The sequence below is a fragment of the Paracidobacterium acidisoli genome (assembly GCF_003428625.2).
Lineage (GTDB): Bacteria > Acidobacteriota > Terriglobia > Terriglobales > Acidobacteriaceae > Paracidobacterium > Paracidobacterium acidisoli.
This window is the reverse complement of sequence record NZ_QVQT02000007.1, coordinates 180717-203457: the sequence shown is the minus strand read 5'-3', so window position 1 is coordinate 203457 and position 22741 is coordinate 180717. Positions and strand designations below refer to the sequence as shown.

The following is a 22741-nucleotide window of genomic DNA, read 5'->3' as shown; positions in this document are numbered from 1 at the left end:
TTTCAAGGACCGGCAGCATATGTCTGAAAGGATCGAACGGCTGAACAAGGGCATCGGTTTTCTCGATGAGCCTTCTGAACTGGAAAAGATTGCCTCGCATGACTGGAACCTGCTGCGCGAGGACCTCAGTCTGCCGTCGGCGGTCCTCTATCAGGACAAGCTGCGGCACAATCTCGACTGGATGCAGCAGTTCATTACTGCGTATGGACTGAAGCTGGCACCGCATGGCAAGACGACGATGGCGCCGGGGTTGTTCCGCATGCAGATGGACAGCGGAGCGTGGGGTATTACGCTGGCGACCGCGCATCAGACGCTGGCGGCTTACGAGCATGGTGTGCGCCGCGTTCTGATGGCGAATCAGCTTGTCGGCAAAGAGAACATGAGCATCATTGCGCGGCTTCTCGAGGATGCGGGCTTCGAATATTTTTGCCTCGTCGATTCGGCTGAGCTGGTGGATCAGCTCGGCGCATTTTTTTCTGCGCGCGGTCAGCGTCTGCATGTGCTCGTGGAGCTCGGCGTTGCCGGAGGACGCACCGGCGTGCGCGATGAAGAGCAGCTGCAGGCGGTGTTAACCGCATTGTCCTGTTGGAAGGATTCACTTGCGCTGAGCGGCATCGAGATTTACGAAGGCGTGCTCGATGATGAGCCGGCGATTCGCGCTTTTCTGGAGCGGGCGGTTGCGGTGACGAGAAAGCTGGCCGCAGAAGGCCGCTTTCAGCGTGCGCCGGTTCTGCTCTCAGGCGCGGGATCGGCGTGGTACGACGTGGTGGCCGAGGTCTTCGCTTCGGCCGGTTTTGGAGATTCCGTCGAAATTGTGCTGCGTCCTGGCTGTTATCTGACGCATGACATCGGCGTGTATCGCGAGGCCCAGGCAAAGATCCTTCAGCGGAATCTTGTTGCCCGGCAGATGCATTCGGGTCTGGAACCCGCGCTTCAGGTGTGGGCTTATGTGCAGTCGGTGCCGGAAGCAGGAAGAGCAATTGTCGGCATGGGCAAGCGCGATGCCGCATTCGATGCCGGTTTCCCGGTGCCCGCGCTGCACTTCAGGCCCGGAAGCGCGAAGCCGCAGAGGGCTCCCGGGCACTGGACGATCACAAAAATGATGGACCAGCATGCTTACCTGCAGATCACGGAGGAGGACGATCTTCGTGTCGGCGATATGATCGGCTTCGATATTTCGCATCCCTGCCTGACCTTCGACAAATGGCGTGTGCTGCCGGTGCTGGACGCGCAGTATCAGGTGGTCGATGTGATGCAGACCTTCTTTTGAGAAGGCCGTCTGCCACCATCTTGCAGGCGGCCTGTTGTGTGAAAGCCACGACCGATCGTGGCTAATCCCAGGCCAGCGAGCCTCCGCTCTGATATTCAATGACTCTGGTTTCGAAGAAGTTTTTTTCCTTCTTCAGATCCATCGCCTCCGACATCCATGAGAACGGATTGCCGGATGGCGGGAAGACCGGCTCAAGGCCAAGCTGCGAACATCTGCGGTTGGCGATGAAGTGCATGTACTGTTCGCACAGTCCGGCGCTGAGTCCCAGAAACCCGTTGGGCATTGTATCGCGCCCATACGCGGCTTCCAGCTCGGCAGCGCTCCGGAGCATGCTTCGGACCTCCTGTTGAAAGGCATCGCTCCACAGATGCGGATTTTCAATCCTGATCTGGTTGATGACATCGATGCCGAAGTTCAGATGAATCGATTCGTCGCGCAGAATGTACTGATACTGCTCCGCAATGCCGGTCATCTTGTTCCGGCGGCCCAGCGAAAGAATCTGCGCAAAGCCGGTGTAGAACCACATGCCTTCAAAGACGACGTAGAAGGCAATGAGATCGCGCAGAAAGGCGCGGTCCGCGGCCGCAGTGCCGGTCACAAACGTGGGATCGCTGAGGTGCTGCGTGTACTGAATGGCCCAGGCAGCCTTTTCCGTGATCGATGGAACCTCGCGATACATATTGAAGAGCTCTCCCTCGTCGAGGCTCAGGCTCTCCACGATGTACTGGAAGGTGTGGGTGTGAACCGCCTCCTCAAACGCCTGACGAAGAAGATACTGACGGCATTCGGGATTGGTGAGATGGCGATAGATGGCGAGTACGATGTTGTTCGCCACCAGCGACTCCGATGCTGCAAAAAAGCCGAGATTGCGTTTGATCGCGCGGCGCTCATCGGCGGTCAGTCCATCCGTGCTCTTCCACAGAGCAATGTCGGCCTGCATCGAAATCTCGGTCGGCATCCAGTGGTTACTGCAGCCGGAGAGATACTTCTCCCATGCCCATCGGTACTTCAGCGGAAGAAGCTGATTGACGTCGGCGCGGCAGTTGATCATGGCCTTGTCGTCAACGCGCACGCGGGCCGCTCCGCGCGCTATCTTGCCCAGGCCCGTCGTATCCGAAATTTCTTTGACCGGCGGCGGGGTCAGGATCAGTTCAGACGGGCTTTCTTCAATGGTTTCGCTCCAGTCGAGCATCAGTCTCTCCATAATGTATCCGTGACGGTTACTGGCAGGCTTCGCAGGTGGGATCGTCGATCGCGCAGGCTTTGACGGCCACGGGTGAAACAGCATTCAGCTTGCCGTCTGTACGCTGCAACGTGGATTTTTCCACGTGCGTTGCGCTGCGCGAACGCAGGTAGTAGGTTGTCTTCAGCCCGGCATGCCACGCCTCGCGGTAAAGCGCGTCGAGCTTCTTTCCGCTCGGCTGGTCGATGTACAGGTTCAGCGACTGCGCCTGGTCGATCCACTTCTGGCGACGGGCGGCTGCCTGAATCAGCCACGCCGGCTCAATCTCAAACGATGTGGCGTAGAGCTGTCGAAGGCTCTCCGGGACCCGGTCGATCGAGCCGAGAGCACCATCGAAATATTTAAGGTCGCTCACCATGACCTCGTCCCAAAGGTTGTGCTTCTTCAGGTCGTGGACCAGAGCTGCATTGACGACCGTGAAGTCGCCCGACATATTCGACTTCACAAAGAGGTTCTGATAGGTCGGCTCAATTGACTGCGTGACGCCGCAGATATTGGAGATGGTCGCGGTTGGCGCGATGGCCATGGTGTTTGAATTGCGCATGCCGGTCGTTTTAACGCGCTCGCGCAGTCCCGCCCAGTCGAGCTTCGCCGAACGATCCACCGTAAGCGTGTGTTTGCGATTGTTCTGAAGCAGGTCGATGGAGTCGATGGGGAGAATTCCCTGGCTCCAGAGCGAGCCCTCAAATGTGGCATAGCGGCCGCGCTCGGCAGCAAGATCGACGGAAGCTGAGATTGCGTGAAAGCTGACGAGTTCCATGCTCTCGTCGGCGAAACGAACGGCCTCCTGCGATGCGCAGGGGATGCGCAGTGTGTAGAGTGCGTCCTGATACCCCATGATGCCGAGACCGACCGGACGATGACGCAGATTGGAATAGCGCGCCTCCGGCACGGTGTAGAAGTTGATGTCGATCACGTTGTCGAGCATCCGCATGGCGGTGGTCACGGTCTTTTTGAGCCGCGTCTCGTCCATGCCGTTCTCTGTGACGTGATTTGCAAGGTTGATCGAGCCCAGGTTGCAGACGGCGATCTCGCGATGATTCGTGTTCAGCGTGATCTCGGTGCAGAGGTTCGAGGAATGCACGACGCCGGCGTGCTGCTGCGGCGAGCGCAGATTGCAGGGGTCCTTAAAGGTGATCCATGGATGCCCTGTCTCGAAGAGCATGGTGAGCATTCTGCGCCACAGGTCCACGGCGCGGACGGTGCGAGTGATCTTCAGCTCACCACGGCGTGCTTTCTCCTCATACAGCACATACCGCTGCGCAAAGGCATCGCCGCAGAGCTCGTGGAGATCGGGCGTCTCGTCGGGCGAGAAGAGTGTCCATGCGCCGTCTTCCTCCACGCGCTCCATGAAGAGATCGGGAATCCAGCTGGCCGTGTTCATGTCGTGGGTACGGCGGCGATCGTCGCCGGTGTTCTTCCGCAGATCGAGAAACTCTTCGATGTCGATGTGCCACGTTTCCAGATAGCCGCAGACGGCGCCTTTGCGCTTGCCGCCCTGATTGACAGCAATCGCCGTATCGTTAGCGACCTTGAGGAAGGGAACAACGCCCTGCGACTGGCCATTGGTGCCGCGAATGTGCGCTCCCAGGCCGCGCACGCCGCTCCAGTCGTTGCCGAGGCCGCCGGCATACTTCGAGAGCAGAGCATTGTCTTTGATGGCCTTGAAGATTCCGTCGAGGTTGTCGGCGACGGTGGTGAGAAAGCAGGACGAGAGCTGCGGGCGCAGCGTGCCGGAGTTGAAAAGCGTCGGCGTAGAGCACATGAAGTCGAAGGACGAAAGGAGCTCGTAGAATTCGATGGCTCGGGCGTCGCGGTCGATCTCCCGCATGGCCAGGCCCATGGCCACGCGCATGAAGAATGCCTGCGGCAGCTCGAAGCGCACGCCGTCTTTGTGCAGGAAGTACCGGTCGTAGAGCGTCTGCAGGCCAAGGAACTGGAAGTTCCGGTCGCGCTCCGGTTTGAGCGTGGCGGCAAGGCGTGCGAGATCAAAGTTGCTGAGTTCTTTGTCCAGAAGCTCCAGGTCGATGCCACAGCGGATGAACTCGGGGAAGTACTCGTCATACTTCAGATCGCTGTGACTCTGAGACGACGAAACCGCGCCGGGGAGCACGAGCGACAGCGCTTCTTCGCGAAGGATATTCAGCAGCAGCCGCGCACTGACGTACGCGTAATTCGGCTCCTGCTCAACGAGGGACCGCGCGGCCATGGTCTGCGCGAGGCCGAGCTCGTGCAGCAGGATGCCGTCGTAAAGATTCCGTCGAACCTCGGCCATTACGGCATCGGCAGAGACGCCGTCGAGGCCTGCACATGCAGCGGAGACATCCTGCAGCAGGCGCGCTTCATCGAGCGGCTCCGATCGTCCGTCTTTCAGACGAACGTGAAGCCGGGGCTGAGACGGCTCGGATGTCCGGCTTTCGCGTCTGCGGCGCTCCTGCGTCCGCTCTTCACGATAGAGCACATAGGCGCGTGCGACCTTATGTTCGCCGCTGCGCATCAGCGCCAGCTCCACCTGATCCTGAATGTCCTCGATGTGAATGGGGCGGCCCGGCTCCGCGCGGCGGCTCAGGGCTTCAACGATCTGATGCGTCAGAGACTCCACTGCGTCGCGAATGCGGCGGGATGCGGTGGCCTCCGTGCCTTCGACGGCAACGAATGCTTTTGTGATGGCAACAGTGATCTTGCCTGCGTCGAAGGGTGAAAACGAGCCGTTCCGTCGAATGACCTGCAGACCCGATGAGCGCTGCGGAGAAGAGCTGTCGCCGTGGAGGTATCCGGCGGGCGGAACAGAGGGAGCGGTGTCGAAGCTGTGAGTGTGCGTGGCCATAGAAAGAATCTCCTTTGACCTCAGAAAGCGATGCGGGGAAACAGGAGTGTGCTTCGGGAGCGAAGACAGCCCACTGCCACCTCGCCTCCCCTCGGAGGCGTCAGCGAATGTATCCGTGGCAGGTCTTCGGACTCACAGGTTCAAACCTACTTGCCGGACTTCCCAGGCTATGCCCAGTGTCGATTGGCGTTCGTCCCTGTTTACCGCTGCGGGGCAGTTCCGGACTCTCACCGGATTCCCTCTTCGTCTTCCGTTGCCGGAAGAACCTCGGAATAGGGTGACTATATCCTGTGGTTTGCAAATCCGCAAATCCTATTAGTTGTGGATATCCTGCAAATATTGCCTCGTGCTGAGCCCGGATATGGAAATTACCGGCCGGCAGCGCCGGAGCCGTGGCAGCCGCGTTGCGGCAATTACACTTCGTGCATAGCTGCATTCAGGGGGAATCGATGCTCAACCGACGCAACTTCATCAAAACCGGACTCGTTACCGGAGCCGGAGCTCTTCCGCTGTTCCATGAGCAGGGCAGTCTGCATGCCGAATCTATTCCTGATGCCGGAGCTATCGATGACCGGGACGCCGTGATGGCGGCTCTGCCGGCGCGCCTGTCTGCGGAAGATGCCTCCTCGCAGCCGTGGCAGCACCGGGTTCGGCGCGTGGGGCAGACCAACATGACCGAGCACGACCCCGCGGTGATGAACATCGAAGAGTGGGCCGATTACTGGAGCGGGACGAAGGCTGACATTGTCTTCATCAGCGTCACCGGCATTCTTGCGTTCTACCCCTCTAAAGTCAGGTTCCATCGCCATGGAAAGTTTCTGAACGGCCGCGATTTTTTCGGTGAATGCGTGGCCGCCGCGAAGAAGCGCGGCATGCGTGTGGTGGCCCGTATGAGCCCCGACCTGAACTGGGGAGACGCGCTCGAGGCGCACCCGGAGTGGGCGATGCGCCATCAGGACGGCTCGGCGCAGCACAGCACCGAAGATCCGCGGCTCTTTAAGACGTGCATGTTTTCGAGCTACATGGACGATTATGTTCCGGCCATCATGCGCGAGGTGAACTCGCTCTACGATGTGGACTGCTTCTACACGAATGGCTGGCCGCCGTTGGGCAATCTGCCGGATTGCCACTGCGCCATCTGCAGCAGGCTTCCCGCCTCGGGAACACCGGCCTACTGGCGTGTCTTTACCGACCGCGTTCTGGACCTGTGGCACCGGTATGATGCGATCGCCAAAGAGAAGAAGAGCGACAGCTTTTTCTTTGCGAACTCCGGTGGCAACGTGCGCGGCGGTCCGAACCTCGACAGGCTGGGAAAGATCACCGCATGGTTTCAGGCCGATAATCAGGGCCGCACGTATAACGAGCCGGCGGTGTGGGGATGCAGTCTGCAGGGCCGTGTGTGCAATGCGGTGCTCGACGGAAAATTTGCCGCGAACGTTACGGCTGCGTATTCGACGGGCACGCCCGGCTGGCGCAACCTGACCAAGACCGCGGATGAGACGCGCATGTGGTTTAACGAAACGCTCGCGAGCGGCATGGTTCCGTACTATCACTTTGTCGGGGCTGAGGACGGGCTCGGCGAAGACCGCAGATGGCAGAAGACCGGCACGGACTACTTTCAGTGGACGGCGCGTCATGACGCGCATCTGAGAACGCGCCGCTCCATCGCCAACATCGGCGTCGTGATCGGCCAGGCAACGCAGCTTCTCTATCCGGGGCCTGCGCCGGAGCGCACGCGCGATTATATGTATGAGACGACGCAGGGCATCTACGATGCATTGCTGCGCGGGCGATTCGCCTTCGATTTTGTACACGAAGACCGGCTGGACCAGGAGCGGCTGAGCAAATATCGCGCGCTGCTGCTGCCGAATGTCGCGATGCTGAGCGACCGGCAGTGCGAGCAGATCAGTGCTTATGTGCGCGGCGGCGGATCGCTCATGGCCAGCTTTGAGACCAGTCTGTACGACGAGAATCTGAAGCAGCGCACAGAGCCCGGGCTTGCGAACCTGCTCGGAATCAGCCGGGCCGGAGATGCCATCGGCACCAACGGAAATCCGTACTATGCGCGGATTGAGGCGCCGACATCTGCTCATCCGCATCCTCTTCTCAGGGGCTTCAGTAATACCAACTGGCTTCCGGGCGCGAAGAACCGCCTTCCTCTCAAGCCGATCGACAACCCTTTGCTCACCGTGGTGCCGGGATTTGTGCGATATCCGCCGGAGCTGGCGTATCCTCCGGTCTCACATACCGATGAACCGGCGGTGGTTCTGCGCGAGTCCGGAGCGAGCCGCATCGCCTGGTTTCCCGGAGATGTGGAGCGCACGTACTGGGCGACGGGGCATGGCGACCTGCTGCGGCTGCTGCACAACACCATCCGCTGGGTGACGCACGAGGAGCGCGTGGTGCAGGTAAACGGAGATGGCCTGGTGGAGATGTTCTGCTGGGAGACGGCTCCCGGCTATGCGGTTCACCTCCTGAATTACGAGAATCCGAATACGTATCACGGATGGTTACAATCTGTTGCGCCGCTCGGCGCGCAGCATGTAACCATGAAGCTGCCCTCGAGCGTCCGTGTGAAATCGGTGGAGCTTTTGGCCGCGGAGCAGACAGTGCCCTTTCGTCTGGAGGAGCAGACGCTGCGTTTTACGATTCCCTCCGTCGGGGATTACGAAGTTGCAGCCGTCACTGTTCTGTAGCGGCAGAGCGGAGCAGGAGCGCAGTGACAGCGCTCCTGCAAAGGGCGCCCCGATGAGATGTCAATCCGCTCCGATGCGGCCAGGCGACCCGGCTTCGACCAGCTCCCAGCTTCCTTCCTGGACGCTGGCGCTGTCGTCGTAAGAGTGTCCCGTCAGCAGTCCAAGCAGGAACCAGCAGAAGGCGAACATGCCGAGAGCGAAGATCGTGTCGCCGGGCACGCGCATCCAGCGGAGATGGTTCATCAGCGGTGTCTGAAGGAACTCGGAGGAGCGCGCATACCATGTGCCGTACTGCACCGAGGCCCATCCCTGTAACAGCCCGACCGGCAGCATGCTGAGCAGGACCATGAGAGAGAGACCAGTGTTGATGCACCAGAATGCGATCGCCAGCGGCCGGTCTTTCCACGCTCTGCCGGGATGCAGAGCACGGAGGCAGAAGAGCATCAGCCCGAGGCCGAGCATTCCATATACGCCGAACAGCGCCGTATGGCCATGGACAGGTGTCGTGTTCAGTCCCTGCAGATAGTAGAGAGCGACCGGAGGATTGATGAGGAAACCGAATAATCCGGCTCCGATGAAGTTCCAGAATGCAACCGCGACGAAGAATCGAATGGGCCATTTGTACGCGGCGATCCACATGGCTTTGTTGCGCTCGCGTCCGAGCCGGATGTTCTCCCAGGCTTCGAAGCCGATCAGGACAAGAGGCACCACCTCGAGGGCGCTGAAGAGCGCTCCGAGCGCGATGACCGCGGGTCCGGTTCCGGCGAAATAAAGATGGTGAAAGGTTCCGATGATGCCGCCGGACAGAAAGATGATGGTCGAGAAGAGGACTGAGCTGGTGGCAATGTCGGTGCGCAGCAGCCGGAGCCGCGTGAAGAGAAATGCAATGACGACTGTCGCGAAGACTTCAAAAAAACCTTCGACCCAGAGGTGAACGACCCACCAGCGCCAGTATTCCGCGGTTACAAGATTGCTGCGCTGGCCGTACATAAGCCCTGAGGCATAGAAGAGCGGAATGGCGATGCTGCTGAGCAGAAAAAGAGCAAGCAGCGGCCGGCTTTCCGATGGCGTGCTCAGAGCCGGACGCAGCGCGCGCCACATGAGCCAGAGCCAGAAGGTGAGGCCGGCAAACAGCAGGATCTGCCAGAAGCGGCCGAGATCGACATATTCATACCCCTGGCTGCCGAACCAGAACCAGAGATTGCCGAGCTTCTGCTCGATGCCGAGCCATTCGCCGGCGAGCGAGCCGCCAACCACGACGACCAGCGCTCCAAAAAGAAGATTGACGCCGAGCCGCTGTCCCTTCGGCTCGAAGCCGCTCACCGCGGGAGCAACGTAGAGTCCGGTTGCAAGCCACGAGGTGGCAATCCAGAAGATGGCGAGCTGCAGGTGCCAGGTCCGTGAGATGGAGTACGGCAGCCATTTTGCCAGAGGAATTCCGTAGAGCGCGGAGCCTTCGACTCCATAGTGCGCCGTGATAATGCCGCAGGCGATCTGAAGGAGCACCATCAGAGCCGCCACATAGAAATACTTGATGGTTGCTTTTTGTGAGGGCGTGGGATGCAGTCCGAGGAGAGGATCGCTGGCGGGCGGAGCCTCATACACCGGAGCCGGCTCCTTCGAGGCAAAGTACCAGACCATACCCCCGACAGCGGCAAGCAGAAGCACGAAGCTGATGATGCTCCAGACGATTGCGCCGGGTGTCGGCTCGTTGCCAACCAAAGATTCGTGAGGCCAGTTATTGGTGTAGGTCGTGCTTTCTCCGGGCCGGTCCGTCGTTGCGGCCCACGCCGTCCACCAGAAGAACGCGGCCATCTTTCTCTGCTTCGCGGTGTCGGTCAGCGCGCCTGCGGGGATGGCGTACGCATCGCGGCCCTTTGCAAAGATACCGGCGTAATACTGCTCGAGCTTCGAGAACGCTTCCGCACGCAGAGGGGAAATCGTAATGGTTCCGGCCGCGGCATCATACGTGTTCCGGCGCATGGCATCGCGCAGGCGAGCCTGGAGCGCGCCCTGTTGCTCGTCGGAGAGAGCGCTGTACGAGGCGCTGCCCATCTGCTGTGCCCAGTTGTCGAGCGTGAAGATCGATTCGCGATGCAGCCAGTCGGCTGTCCAGTCGGGCGCGACGTAGGCGCCGTGGCCCCAGATGGTGCCGATCTCCTGGCCTCCGATGGACTGCCACACGCCCTGCCCGTCGACGATGTCAGTGCCTGTAAACACGACCGCGCCATCCGGTGTGACGACACGCGCCGGCACAGGCGGAGCGTGGCTGATGAGATGATGGCCGACCGTGCCAAGCACAGCGAACGAGATTCCGATGACCAGACCGAAGGCGATCCAGAGGCGCTTGTAGGATTTCATGCTGCTCCTCCCAGAGATACAAGGTTCGTTTCACGACGGAGATGAGCGGGTGGCCGGCAGAGAGTAACGCCGAGGTTGACAGCGAAGAGGCTGACCGCCGTCAGCTCCATCACTGCTGAGACGGGCAGGATCTTCCAGGCGAACGGCCAGAGATGCGCATAAGCCAGCGGCTCCGAAGCGACGCGCAGCAGGCAGCCGCCGGAGAGAAGCGCGAGCGACCAGAACATCAGGCGTACGCTCCAGAGCACGCGCATGCCGCAGAACGCAGGCAGTACCCGCTGTCCAATGGCAAAGACCATGCCGGCGACGAACCCCACTGTCAGTGCATGTCGGCTCGCTCCCCAGAGCCCGCCTGTGCGGTCAAATGCCGCCGCAGGCAGCGCGAGCAGCGACGAAAGCAGGAGCCATCCATACGCGATGCGAATGAACAGAGGGAAGCTGCGGTGAACGTTCAGCAGCTTCGGCGGATGGATCGAGCGATCCCATACATGGAGCGCACGAATGGAGAGAAGCGCAGCGAAGAGCAGCAGTGCGCCAGCAACCGGAAGCCGGTTGAGGAAGCTCGCAACGATGCCGGCTACGCTCAGCAGATACGTGGCGAAGAGCTGTCTGCTATCCGGCTTTTCGAGGCCTGCAAAGACGGGCAGCCATCGCGCATTGAATCCCCAGATCGTTGGAACCAGGATGCCCCAGACGGCCAGCGTTACGAGCTGCTGGTCGAGAACGTGCGGCAGTGCGGGCGAGTCTCCTGTCAGCGCCAGACGAACCAGCAGTATGCAGTTGATTGCGAGCGTGACCAGGAAGGCGATGGTCGAAGCGATGATGAGCCGCATCCACGGCTCTGGTTTCGGCTCTGGCTTCGGCCCCGGTTGTGCCTGCGGCTGAGGGCGATGATGTCGCACCGAAGCATAGAAGAGGAGAAATGCGGCGAGCTCGAGCATCGCGGCGGATGGCAGGAGCATCCTCCACTTCCATCCCGTCACGCCTGCGAGCCAGCGAAGCGTAATGCCGCAGGTCCAGAGAGCCCAGACGGCCCAGCCTGCGCGCGCCGGGAAGGTCCGGCCGCTGCGCATTCTTGTCAGGGAGTAGAAGCCGATGCCGATGATAAAAGAGCCGACCCAGCCGAAGAGCTGCGCCTGTCCATGAGCCTGCAGCCAGCTTTGCGGCAGGGCCGTGGCAGCATGCGCCTGGGAAATACCGATCAGATTCCATACGCCGAGGAAGGTTCCCGGCAGCAGCATGAAGAAGAGTCCGCTCAGAACGAAGGCCGTAATCAGCCGCTGGCCTGCGCGCTCGTTGCGAATGCGCGCAGAGTCTTCGGCGGCGGACGGCAATCGTTCCGGATAGCTCACCGCTGTTCCCTCGCTATGGCCAGCACGCGCGGAAAGAGAATGTTGTTTTCAAGGTGAATGTGCTGATGGAGGTCGCGCTCCAGCTCATCGAGAGCGCGATAGAGCGCGCGAAAGGTCGTGCAGGCATCCGGCGGCGGCTGGTAGTTGTTCGTCAGCTCCCGAAGGTGCCTGAGCTCGTCACCGGTCTGATCGTGCTCCATCATCATGCGCGTGACCGGCTGATCGACGGTGTCGAAGAACGGCGGCTGCGCCGGTTTCTCTCCCTCCTCCAGGCTGCCGATATACGGGAACAGAATGTTTTCTTCGCAGTAAAAGTGGTGCGTTGTCTCAGCGATGAGCGCGGCGATGGCTTTGTAGACCTCGGGGATTTCGGGATGACGATCGCCGTGGCGGCGCTGGACCTTTTCGGCCACTTCCTGCAGCAGGCGAAGCTGCTCGCGAGTGAACGCATGATGCTTTTCGACGATGTGCTGCGTGAGCTCAGTCAGGCGTGCTGTCTGCCAGTTCGTGTCGGAGGGCTGCGGCTGCTGCCGGGCCAGCATATCCAGAACCGTTGAGACGCCGAGCTGGCGGCGGGAGCATGCCTCGCCGAGCGTGTGTTTTCCTCCACAGCAGTAATCGATCCCGAGCTCCTCCAGTAGTGGAATTGCTCCGGGCCGTTCGAGCACGATCTCGCGCACCGGCGTCTCTGATGTAATGACCATCCCTGCACCTCCTGACAGCTCCAACAGTAGGTCGGGGCGGTGACAAATTCAGTGATGTAAATCACCGCTGTCGTGTCATCGGGCTTTGATTTCTTGCGGGAGAGGAGACGAATCCACGAAGATGGTTCCATGCTGCTCCACCATCGTCTGGAAGTTCTGGCAAGATCGGCGCTGTTTGAGAGCCTGCCCACGGAAGCGCTCTCCGAGCTTGCCGCAGGTGCGGTGGAGCGCAGGCTGGAACAGGGAGAGATTCTGTTTTCGGCAAACGATCCGTCAGACGGCCTCTATATCGTGCTCTCCGGATCGATCCGTGCATTTCGTGTGAACCTCGACGGGCGGGAGCAGACGATTCACATTGAGCAGGCGGGCGGCACACTGGCTGAAGTGGCCGTCTTCGACGGTGGTTCTTATCCCTCCACAACCATTGCGGAAGTGGATGCGGAGGTGCTCTTTCTTGCCAGAGAAGAGGTGCGGCGTTTCATGCTGCTGCATCCCGAAGCCGCGCTCAAGGCGCTGGAGATTCTTGCGAAGAAGCTGCGGATGGTGGCCTCGATGGTCGAGCAGCTGGCGCTGATGGACGTAAGCCAGCGGCTGGCTAAATTTCTGCTCGACGAGGCAAAGCGCGGCGCGCCGAAGCTGAAGGATGGCATGTCCTTTTCTCTGCCGCTGTCTCATGCGCAGATCGCGGCCCGTCTGGGCTCGGTGCGGGAGGTGGTGACGCGCGCGCTGCAGAAACTCACACAGCGTGAAGTGATCGAAATTCGCGGCCATCGCATCGTCGTGCTCAGCGTAAAGAAGCTGCGCGATGGCGCGGATGATCGGATGACTGCGGAGTAAGTCTTACGTTGAAACGCGCATGCGGAGCGGCTTTGACAGGCCACTCCGCATACACCGGTAATCGAAGTGAGACTATCTCTCGCGCACGAGGTTCCAGCGCAGGCCGGCAGCGTAGGTCGGGTGGTAGTACTCGCGCTGCACGACGTATTGCGGACTGCCCTGATAGAACCCGAAGACTTCGTTATTCATGTTCAGGCCGTAGGCGTAGACGGAGAAGCCCCAGGGCAGATGGTATGTTGCCTGCGCGTCGAGCTGGTAGTGAGCGTAGAGATAATTGTCACCGGCCGGCCCCGCCGTTCCGCCCACCTGAGGATTAGGAACGGTCGGCTGAACTCCATTTACTACGATGGGATTGCCGTTAGAGTCGGTGGCGTAAGCAAGATTCTCGTACTGGTATGCATAGATCATCTTGTCGTTGAAGGTCATGCCGACGCGCATCGAAAATCTGCGCGTGTCATAAGTGGGGCTGATGTTCCACGTGTTCGGCGCCTGGCGAAGCAGCGCAGGGCTGTCGGTGCGCAGCGGATCGACGTCATACGCCTTGGAGTTGGTGTAGCTGTAATTGGCGGAGAGGCCGAGGCCGCCGAAGACGCTGGACAGATAAGAGAGCCGCTGCTGAAAGCCGAATTCGATGCCCTGCACATGCGCGCTGCCTGCATTCAGAGGCTGTGTGAGGATGAGCAGCCTGCCCGGATCGTACTGGGAATTGCTGGTGATGGTTTGTTTGGTCACGATTGGGTCTGACAGAGCCTTATAAAAGTATCCGGCCTGAATCAGCCCCAGCGGGTTGAGCTGCCGCTCGTAGAGCACATCATAGTTGTTGGCGTATTCGGCTTTCAGGCTGGGGTTGCCGATGCTCAGTGTGTCCGGAGGGCCTTTGACGATCTGGCTGACGGCAGCGGTCACATCCTGCGGGTCAGGGCGTGCGAGTCCGCGGCCGTAGACGAGTCGCAGATCGGAATCCTTGTCGAGCGCGAAGCGCAGAGAGCCGCTTGGCATCACGTCGAGATAGTCGCCTCCGGCCTTGAAGCTGAGCGCGTTCGTGGTGCCGTCGAAGCTGAGCGTGGCAAGGTGCGTGGCTTCAAAGCGGACACCGGTCACGAGGCGCACCCGGCTGGCAAGCTCGATGGTGTTCATCAGATATCCCGCCGTAACGCGCTCCACAAAATCGTAGTTGTTGTCGTTCAGGCCTGGACCGCCATTCAGAGTAAAGTTTCCAGAGCCCAGCGCATAGGCTTTGAGTGGGCCGAAGTCGACGACGGACGGGTATTTGCCATAGGTGCCGTCATAGTAGTCCGGATCGCTGAAGGTGCTGTTCCACTCCGGGTGCTTTGCCACAGGATCGGAGGCGCCCGACTGATCGGCTGCCAGGTACGCTTCGTTGTAAGTGTCGTCGAACTTGTGGCCGTTGCGGATTTTGGCGCCGAATTCAAAGGTGCCAAAGCGATGCCCGATGTGGTACAGGCGCGAATACGAGGCAGAGCCGGTGAGGTTCAGCTGAGCACTCTGGCCGAAGGTCGGCGGATCGTATTCGATGAATCCGTAATTGTTCTTGTCGAAGGCGTTGTCCTGTCCTGTGCCGAAGCAGCCGGTGCTCCAGCCTGGGCGGTTGACGCTGGTGGCGCGGCTCTGGTCGTTGGCGCAGGGGATATTCGGATCACCGATCCAGGCAAAGTTGGCTCCGCCGCTGCCACTCAGCGAGCGGGAGCGTGAGACCGCTGCAGTCCAGAGAATTGTGTTCGAGGCGAAGACGTGGCTGCCTCTGAGCGAAAGGCTGAAGATCGCCATATTGGGCCGGCGCCAGTCCATGCCGAAGCCCGGTATGTTCGTGGATTTGGGGTCATTGCCGTCATTGAGCGTATAGACCCACTTGTTGCCCCAGTTGCGGAAGGTGGAGAAGAGAAAGCGGGCCGCAATGCTGGAGGCTTCGTTGAGCCGGTAATCCACGCTGCCGGTGCCGCCCCAGCGGGTACGGTTGTAGATATAGTCGCGGAAGTCCTGGCTCATGTAGTGCGGTGTAAGGCTCGATGGCGTCGGAACCGGCTCGATATCGTTGATGCCGCGTCCGTTGTAATCGTATGTGCCGCCGATGAGGACGCCGAGCTTATCGTTGCGAAAGCGCCGTCCGATGGTACCGCCGCCCTGATCGACCGTACGTCCGCCGATGATCGGCGTGTGTCCCACAATGCCATAGAGAGCGATGGTGGGCTCCGAGCTTGCTGTCTTCGTGACGATATTGACTGAGCCGCCGATGCCGTCGGCGTCGATGTTGGCCTGCAGCGTCTTGTTGATCTCAACCGAATCGACGAGGTCGGATGCGATGGTGTCGAGCTTGATCTGGCGCACGCCTGTTTCAGGAGACGGGATGGTCACGCCATCGACCATCGTGTTGCTGAGCCGGGGCTCGGTGCCGCGAATCTGCACGTATTTGCCTTCGCCCTCATCGCGCTCGAGCGTGACGGAGGGCATGCGCCCCAGCGCATCCGCGATGTTGGCGTTGGGCAGCGAGGTGATGACCTCAGACGGCAGCACCTGAAGGATATTCTCGGCTGCAAGCGTGCGGTTGATCGCTTCGGCTTCGCCATGCGGACGCTCCGCGGTTACGAGGACCTGCTCACTCGCGCTGGCGACCTGCAGCACTGCCTGCACGTTGACGGTCTGACCCGCGGCTACCGTGACCGCACTGCTGTATGGTTTGAAGCCGACATAGGAAATGGTGATGGTATATGTGCCGGGAGGAACGTTCACGAGGGTAAAGAGTCCCTCGCGGCTTGAGACAACGGGCTGCAGCTGAGGCTGCACCTCCACCCTGGCGCCGGCCAGAGCGGCGGACTGAACATCTTTTACCTGGCCGGTGATACTTCCATTGCCGGATTGCGCAGATGCGTAAAGAGCTGAGAAGAAGAAGAGATGCAGAAACAGCACGATCAAACGCCGGGTGTGCATGACGCTCCTTGATTTTCTGGAAAGGCGGGCGGGGTTGATGAGTGACGAAAGATATGCGCCCCGAGTTCACCTTAGGAAGCTGTCTTAAACGAGTGTTAACCGTTCCATGAAAGTATTTCGAGATTCGCCCGGTGGGTATGCTTTGAGAATCCTGGTGGTGGAAGACGAACTCCGTTTGGCTGAGCTGCTGCGCCATGGCCTGCGTGAACATGGCTACGCTGTAATGACTGCGTCATACGGCGAAGAGGCTCTGGCGCTGGCCTGCGAGCACGCGTTCGATGTCGTGGTGCTGGATATCATGCTGCCGGGAATCAGCGGATGGAGCGTGATGAGCGAATTGCGCCGGAGGCAGAATACGGCGTCGGTGCTGATGCTGACAGCATGCGACAGTGAGCCGGATGTGATCCATGGACTCGAGTCGGGCGCCGATGATTATCTGACCAAGCCGTTCTCCTTTCAGGAGCTGCTGGCACGGCTGCACTGCCTGGCGCGAGCCAGAAGCAGTCTTACGCAGCCGCTGCTGGTGCTGGATAATCTCGTTCTCGATCTGCTGCAGCATCGGGCCTGGCGCGCCGGACAAAAGCTGGATCTGACGCGGACCGAGTTCGGCCTGCTGAGTTGTCTGCTGCAGCATCAGGGGCGGGTTGTTTCGCGCCTGGAGCTGCTGCAGATGGTGTGGGGCTCTCATCCGCCGGATGGCCGAAGCGCGCTGGATTCCTTCATCAGCCTTCTGCGCAGAAAGATCGATGTTCCCGGAGAGCGTAAGCTCATGCACACGGTCAAGGGAACCGGTTACAGCGTTTACGCAGAGGAGAGGAAAGAGCATGAGGCGGCTCAGGAGTAGCGTATGAGAGCGCTCTCGATCCGTCTTCGCCTTACGCTGCTGTACTTCACCTTCTTTTCAGCGGCGGGGCTGCTGCTGAGTGCGGCGACCTGGCTGCTGCTTGAGCACGGTCTGAATACTCTGATGATGCATGAGCTCGACGAGAGAATGGACGACCTCAGAGCGGTTCTTGCATCGTATGGTCCCAATCCCGATCCGGATATGCTGAGCGCCGAGCTGATGCGCGATTATCGCCTGAAAGATGATGGCAAATGGCTCGAGATTGTCTCCGACGATGGACGCTGGGTCTACTACTCCAGCCGGAGCAAAATCGCGAACCCCATTCCTTCACCACCCAACCAGACAGGCACGTTAATACCCTTTGTGACTGAGCGGAGGCACAGCCTGCGGACGCTGTCTCGCGTGCTGCAGGTTGACGGTCATTGCTACATGGTCTCGATGGCCATCTCCGGCGATATGTCGGTGAAGATTCTCGTCCGGTTCCGGCGCGATCTTTGGCTGATGGTGCCTGTAGTGTTTCTGGCGGCGGCGGGCGTAGGGCATTTCCTGGGGCGTCGAGCGCTCGCTCCGGTACAGGCGATTGTCACGGAGGTGCGGGAGATCAGCGATCGCAACCTCTCGCGCAGGCTCTCCGTCTCGACGGCGCGCGATGAGTTGTCGCAGCTCTCCGAAACTCTGAATCAGATGCTGGCACGCATCGATATCGCCTTCCGCAGCGTTCGCTCGATCACCGCCAATGCATCGCACGAGCTTCGCACGCCGCTTTCCCTGATTCGCACACGAGTGGAGATTGCTCTTTGCTTTCCGCGCACGGCGGAAGAGTACAGCGAGACGCTGCGGGAGATTCAGACGGAGACCGTATGGATGACGGCTCTGATCGAAAAGCTGCTGGCGCTGGCGCGTCTGGATTCGGGAACGGCGCAGCCCGAACTGCAGCCTGTGGATGTATCGGCGCTTCTGTACAGAACGGCGCGGGAGTGGAAGCTGACGGCGGAGCAGCTCCGGCTCGATTTGCAGGTGCAGGAGCCAGTGGCCGCCGTCCACGTGATCGGCAACCAGACGGATCTGGAGCGCCTGCTGCGCATGCTCGTTGATAATGCCTGCCGGTATACGGAGGCAGGCGGTACGGTTCGTCTGGGCGTGGATCGCGATGCCGGTCATGTCTCTCTCTGGGTGCGCGATACAGGAATCGGGATCTCCGAAGAAGAGATGCCCCGCATCTTCGACCGCTTCTATCGCGGCCGCCGCTCACAGGGACTGCAGCGCGGCGGCTCAGGCCTGGGGCTCTCTCTGGCGAGGTGGATCGCTGAGCAGCATAAGGGAACGATCACTGTGAACAGTGTGCCGGGGGAGGGGTCCTGCTTCAGGGTTGCCTTTCCGGAACATACTGCAACGGCCCGGCAGGGGTCCGTTGCATAAGCTTCCGGCGCTCCAAAATCACTGCGCGAGCCGCAGCCGGCGGATGCCTGTGCTGTTCTGAAGCAGAAGCCGGAAATCAGCGATCCTGCTTTTATTCCATCCATGATTTTTCGATTTACTGATTTGCTGCGACTGCGCCTGCATGTCTGATTTGAAATAGCACGCCCTGAAAATCCTTCAGAAAATTTCTGAAAGCTCATCGGAACAACCGCTGTCGGGATCTGTCTTGTCTCGGTCTGCGGCACACCGCGAGGTATATCCGCCAGTTTCAGATACTTATAGGTGAATAAGCTGGATTCATAAGATAAGATAAGAGGCACAACACCTCAGCCTCCAGCGAGTTTCCGATTTGAAATTCCGCTGGTTCCGTGGTGAAAACGTTTGCAGGGTAAAAATGGAGCCTGCTTTTTACGGATCGGCAAAGGCTTATTGAAAATTTCCATTGAATATGTGAATGTTTGCAGATATAGGATTTCTCTCTGCGCATAAATTGCGGCAGGTATCCGGTTGTGATTGTGCCAGGTGAGAGCAGAAGTCAGTAAATGAACGATAAATCGAAAAAGATCAGGCTTGTCGATGTGGCGCGTGAGGCGAATGTCAGCGCGGCCACCGTATCCCGTCTTATTGCCGGCAGTGCCGAGGTGAATCCCCGGACCCGCGAGCGGATCACTGACGCTGCGAAGCGTCTTGGATTCAGTCTGGAGACGGGAAAGAAGTCGCGCATTATCGCCTTTTTGCTGAGCAATCGCGGCGTTCTGCACCCCTTCCATTCGTCGGTGCTCACCGGGGCGGAGACTTACTGCGCGGAGAATGATTACGGGCTGCTGTTTCTTTCTTTGAAGTATTCCATGAGCACTGCGCCGGATGAGCTGGAGCTGCCGGAGATCCTGCTGAACCGGCAGATTGTGGCGGGCGTCATCATGGCCGGCACCAATTCGAAGAGCCTGACCAGCCTGCTCACACAACGCCGCATGCCGTGGGTCGCTCTTGGAAACAACATCGTGGGAGAGATGCAGCAGAAGCAGCCGGGGCTGGTTTACTTCGACGACATGGCGGGCGCCTACGACCTTACCCGCTATCTGCAGTCGCTCGGCCACAGGCATATCGGTTTTATCGGCGACCGCAGACTGCCCTGGTTTGCGCGCCGCCACCAGGCGTACCAGCGCGCCATGCTGGAGGCCGGCCTGGCGGCTCGCTCAAGCGAGCTGAATACCCGCGAAGGCGAGGAGATGGGCTATCTGGCCACGAAGCTGATGCTGCAGGAAACTCCCACGCTCACCGCGATTTTTGCGGGAGACGATGCCCTTGCCGGCGGAGTCTACAAGGCGATTCGCGACAGCGGGATGACGATTCCCGATGACGTAAGCGTGGCGGGCTTCAACGACACGCTGGAGGCGTCTTTCCTGCATCCGCCTTTGACTTCGGTGAGGGTATTTGCCGATGAGCTGGGAAGACAGCTGGCCGAATCCATGCTCAAAACGATCGCCGAGCCCGATCAGCCTCCGCGCTCGCTCATCCTTCCCACGCAGCTGGTCCGCAGGGAGTCCTGCGCCGCACTGATCTCCCCGGAAAAGGTTTAATCCGCCCCTCGCAATCCCCCAGGGCTAAACCCGGAGCGCATGCCCGTGCGCCCATCTATGCCTGAAAAAGAAATATTTCATAATTATTTTGAAATATTTCTTGACAGTGCAAATTTCACAGTGTTTAAGTAAGCCTCGTGATTTTGGAAAATCGTTTTTCCGAAATCAAAAATTACTTCGATATCCAGTCACAGTGAACGACGGTTTGCAGGCCGTCCGGCTGTATCCCTGCCTGCGCTTTTTCTGGCCGATGAGGTGTCGGCCGAGAAGCGCTCTCCGTGTCTCGGATGCGTATTGACCACCTGATGGGAGAAGCATGATTCGTTTTGAGGGCAGTTTGTGGTTTCGCAGAATTTTACCGGGAGTGCTGCTTGTGGCGAGCGTCTGTGCGTCGGCACAGAACACCTCGACGGAACAGGGGCGTAAGGAATATCTCGAAAAGCTGCAGCAGATCCTGCCGCCCGATCCCTACTTCAACACCTGGCTGCAGAAGACGAATGCGCTTCCTCCTGACTTTGAGGCTTTACCCAAACAGAATCAGCTTCCCGATCCGCTCACCTTTCTGGACGGCCGCAGGGTAACAACGGCCGGCGGATGGGCCGCGCGCAGAAATGAGATCGACCAGCTCTCGCAGAAGTACGTGTGGGGCACGATTCCGCCGAAGCCCAAGCTCGATCACGTGGTCGTTCTCGATGAGAAGCATGAGAACGGCTATCTGGTGCGCAATGTGCGCCTCGTCTTTGGTCCCGAAGACAAGGGAAGCATGCGGGCGCGCGTTGTCATTCCGGATGGCAAAGAGCCGATGCCGGTGCTGCTGAACTGCGATCTGCTGGGATGGGCTCCGGAGCTGATTCGCAGAGGCTATATCTCGGCGGGATATGCGGGCAACGACATGATGGACGATGCCGCCGCGCTCGACAAGCTGTATCCCGATTACGATTTTGCGCTGCTGCCACGCCGTGCCTGGGCCGCCAGTCTTGTTCTGGATTATCTGGAAACACTGCCGCAGGTCGATGCGAAGCATATAGCCATCTTCGGCTATTCGCGCAACGGCAAGATGGCGACCATCGCGGCGGCGCTCGATACGCGCTTTGCCGCTGTGATTGCAGGCAGCACTGGCGTTGGCGGCGTGCTGCCGTGGCGCGCGTCGGGAGAAGTTGGCATCGGCGAGGGAATTGAGGCCACGACCCGCCGCTTTCCCACATGGTTTGCGCCGCAGCTGCGATTCTTTACCGGACGCGAGGACCGGCTGCCTGTTGATGGCAACCTGGTCGCGGCGATGATCGCGCCGCGCTCGCTGCTGATGGAATGGGGCAACAACGATCAGGTCTCCAACACCTGGGGCAACGAGCAGACATACTACTCCGCGCTGAAGGTGTATCAGCTTCTCGGGGTTCCCGACCGGATCAGTACCATGCGCGTTCCTGGTTTTCACGGCGCGAATGATGAGGAGGCCTGCCTTGACTGGCTCGACATTCAGTTCGGGCGCTCGAAGGCCACCTGGACGAACAATCTGATCTTCCGCTGGAACTGGGACCAGTGGCGCAGCGATACGAATCAGTCGGTCAGTCTGAGCTCGTTTCCAAAGCACAATGGCGACGATCTGGCGTCGGTGCATACTTCTGCGGAGTGGGAAGCAAAGTCAGCCGAGCTGCATAAGTCGGTTGAGTGGATGCTCGGAACCGAGCCGCCGAAGATGACCGAAGAGGAGATCAACGCAGGACGCTTCCACTTTCGCCCGATGCCGCCAGGAGCTGCGAACCCTGGGCAGGTGACACCCGATCTTCCGGCGTGGGCGATCTCGATGCAGGCTCGCGGCGATAACGAATATGGATGGACTGAGCCGCAAAGAAGCAAAACCGTTTCGCGCAGGCTGACCTTCTCCGACAATCTGCGGGGCGATCTCTACTATCCCGCCGGCACGCCGGATGGAACAAAACTGCCGGTGGTGATATGGCTGCACGGCTACAGCTATCCGCTCGGATATATGTGGGGCTATCACGAGGATACGCACCCGATCCTCGCGCTGGTGCAGGCCGGATACGCGGTCTTCGCCTATGACCAGAGCGGATTTGGAAGCAGGCTCGGCGAAACCGGTCCCTTCTACGGCCGCTATCCGCAGTGGTCGCACATGGGCCGGCTTGTAGAGGACGCGCAGTCGGCGATCGACATGCTTCAGAAAGACAGCATGATCGATCCGCAAAGGGTCTATCTCTACGGTTACTCCCTTGGCGGCACGGTGGCCGTTTATACGGCCGCGCTGGACTCACGCGTCAAAGGCATTGTCTCCGTCGCTGGATTTACTCCAATGCGAACAGACACCGCTGCCACCGGCACAGGAGGCGTGGCCCGCTACAGCAAGATACGCGACTTCATTCCCAGGCTCGGATTTTTTGATGGGCATGAGTCACAGATTCCATACGACTTCAACGATCTGCTGGCGATGATTGCGCCGCGGCCCGCACTGATTGTGCAGCCTCTTCTGGACCGCGATGCAACTCCCGCTGATGTGAAGACCGCAGTCGAGCAGGCGGGAAAGATCTACTCGCTGTATGACGCAGGCGCAAAGCTGGCGCTTCGCGAACCATGGGATATCAATCGGCTCCCCAATAACACACTCAATGAAACCGTGCAGTGGATGTCTCTGAACGAAAAATAGCGA

At 59.7% G+C, this 22741-nt stretch carries 13 protein-coding genes and 1 riboswitch; of the genes, 7 read left to right on the top strand and 6 right to left on the bottom strand.

Annotation, left to right across the window (positions count from 1 at the left end; all coding sequences use genetic code 11):
* The first annotated feature begins 19 nt into the window (after nt 1-19).
* Nucleotides 20-1270 (top strand): amino acid deaminase, encoded by a 1251-nt coding sequence (locus D0Y96_RS18755; protein WP_117303089.1) that lies wholly within the window; start codon nt 20-22, stop codon nt 1268-1270.
* Between the two features lie 61 nt (nt 1271-1331).
* On the opposite strand, the gene D0Y96_RS18750 is transcribed toward D0Y96_RS18755, so the two are convergent.
* Together D0Y96_RS18750 and D0Y96_RS18745 are read right to left on the bottom strand one after the other, a co-directional pair.
* Nucleotides 1332-2474 carry a ribonucleotide-diphosphate reductase subunit beta gene (locus D0Y96_RS18750; RefSeq protein WP_252263939.1) on the bottom strand — a complete coding sequence of 381 codons (1143 nt, stop codon included), beginning with the start codon at nt 2472-2474 and terminating at the stop codon, nt 1332-1334.
* A 16-nt stretch (nt 2475-2490) separates the two neighbouring features.
* Nucleotides 2491-5340 (bottom strand): ribonucleoside-diphosphate reductase subunit alpha, encoded by a 2850-nt coding sequence (locus tag D0Y96_RS18745; protein WP_117303085.1) that lies wholly within the window; start codon nt 5338-5340, stop codon nt 2491-2493.
* A 100-nt stretch (nt 5341-5440) separates the two neighbouring features.
* A riboswitch (cobalamin riboswitch) is annotated at nt 5441-5625 on the bottom strand.
* A gap of 164 nt (nt 5626-5789) precedes the next feature.
* Between D0Y96_RS18745 and D0Y96_RS18740 the strand changes: the two genes are divergently transcribed.
* Nucleotides 5790-8036, top strand: a complete 2247-nt coding sequence (locus D0Y96_RS18740; protein WP_117303083.1) for an alpha-amylase family protein — start codon at nt 5790-5792, stop codon at nt 8034-8036.
* A 60-nt stretch (nt 8037-8096) separates the two neighbouring features.
* Here D0Y96_RS18740 and D0Y96_RS18735 read toward each other — a convergent pair whose 3' ends face one another.
* From D0Y96_RS18735 to ric, 3 genes are read right to left on the bottom strand one after another with little or no spacing between them, the layout of a single operon-like run.
* Nucleotides 8097-10397 (bottom strand): nitric-oxide reductase large subunit, encoded by a 2301-nt coding sequence (locus D0Y96_RS18735; RefSeq protein WP_117303081.1) that lies wholly within the window; start codon nt 10395-10397, stop codon nt 8097-8099.
* Entirely contained in the window at nt 10394-11749 is a 1356-nt protein-coding gene (locus tag D0Y96_RS18730; RefSeq protein ID WP_199480470.1) for an NnrS family protein, read from the bottom strand. Before D0Y96_RS18730 ends, D0Y96_RS18735 begins: the two co-directional genes overlap by 4 nt.
* The gene (gene ric, locus D0Y96_RS18725) at nt 11746-12453 is read right to left on the bottom strand and encodes an iron-sulfur cluster repair di-iron protein (RefSeq protein ID WP_117303079.1); all 708 of its coding nucleotides are present in this window, start codon (nt 12451-12453) and stop codon (nt 11746-11748) included. Before ric ends, D0Y96_RS18730 begins: the two co-directional genes overlap by 4 nt.
* A 129-nt stretch (nt 12454-12582) precedes the next feature.
* Here ric and D0Y96_RS18720 point away from each other — a divergent pair, with 129 nt between their 5' ends.
* Nucleotides 12583-13290 (top strand): Crp/Fnr family transcriptional regulator, encoded by a 708-nt coding sequence (locus D0Y96_RS18720; RefSeq protein ID WP_117303077.1) that lies wholly within the window; start codon nt 12583-12585, stop codon nt 13288-13290.
* A gap of 72 nt (nt 13291-13362) precedes the next feature.
* Here the strand turns inward: D0Y96_RS18720 and D0Y96_RS18715 are convergent, their stop codons facing one another.
* Nucleotides 13363-16236, bottom strand: a complete 2874-nt coding sequence (locus D0Y96_RS18715) for a TonB-dependent receptor (RefSeq protein ID WP_117303075.1) — start codon at nt 16234-16236, stop codon at nt 13363-13365.
* Between the two features lie 157 nt (nt 16237-16393).
* On the opposite strand from D0Y96_RS18715, the gene D0Y96_RS18710 reads away from it, so the two are divergent.
* The 4 genes from D0Y96_RS18710 (at nt 16394) to D0Y96_RS18695 (ending at nt 22738) form a co-directional block, all read left to right on the top strand.
* Nucleotides 16394-17080, top strand: coding sequence for a response regulator transcription factor (locus tag D0Y96_RS18710; protein ID WP_158562485.1), 687 nt, complete (start codon nt 16394-16396; stop codon nt 17078-17080).
* A gap of 3 nt (nt 17081-17083) precedes the next feature.
* Nucleotides 17084-18499, top strand: a complete 1416-nt coding sequence (locus D0Y96_RS18705) for a sensor histidine kinase (RefSeq protein ID WP_117303071.1) — start codon at nt 17084-17086, stop codon at nt 18497-18499.
* Between the two features lie 542 nt (nt 18500-19041).
* Entirely contained in the window at nt 19042-20079 is a 1038-nt protein-coding gene (locus D0Y96_RS18700; RefSeq protein WP_117303069.1) for a LacI family DNA-binding transcriptional regulator, read from the top strand.
* A 316-nt stretch (nt 20080-20395) separates the two neighbouring features.
* Entirely contained in the window at nt 20396-22738 is a 2343-nt protein-coding gene (locus D0Y96_RS18695) for an alpha/beta fold hydrolase (protein ID WP_117303067.1), read from the top strand.
* Nucleotides 22739-22741 lie beyond the last annotated feature (3 nt).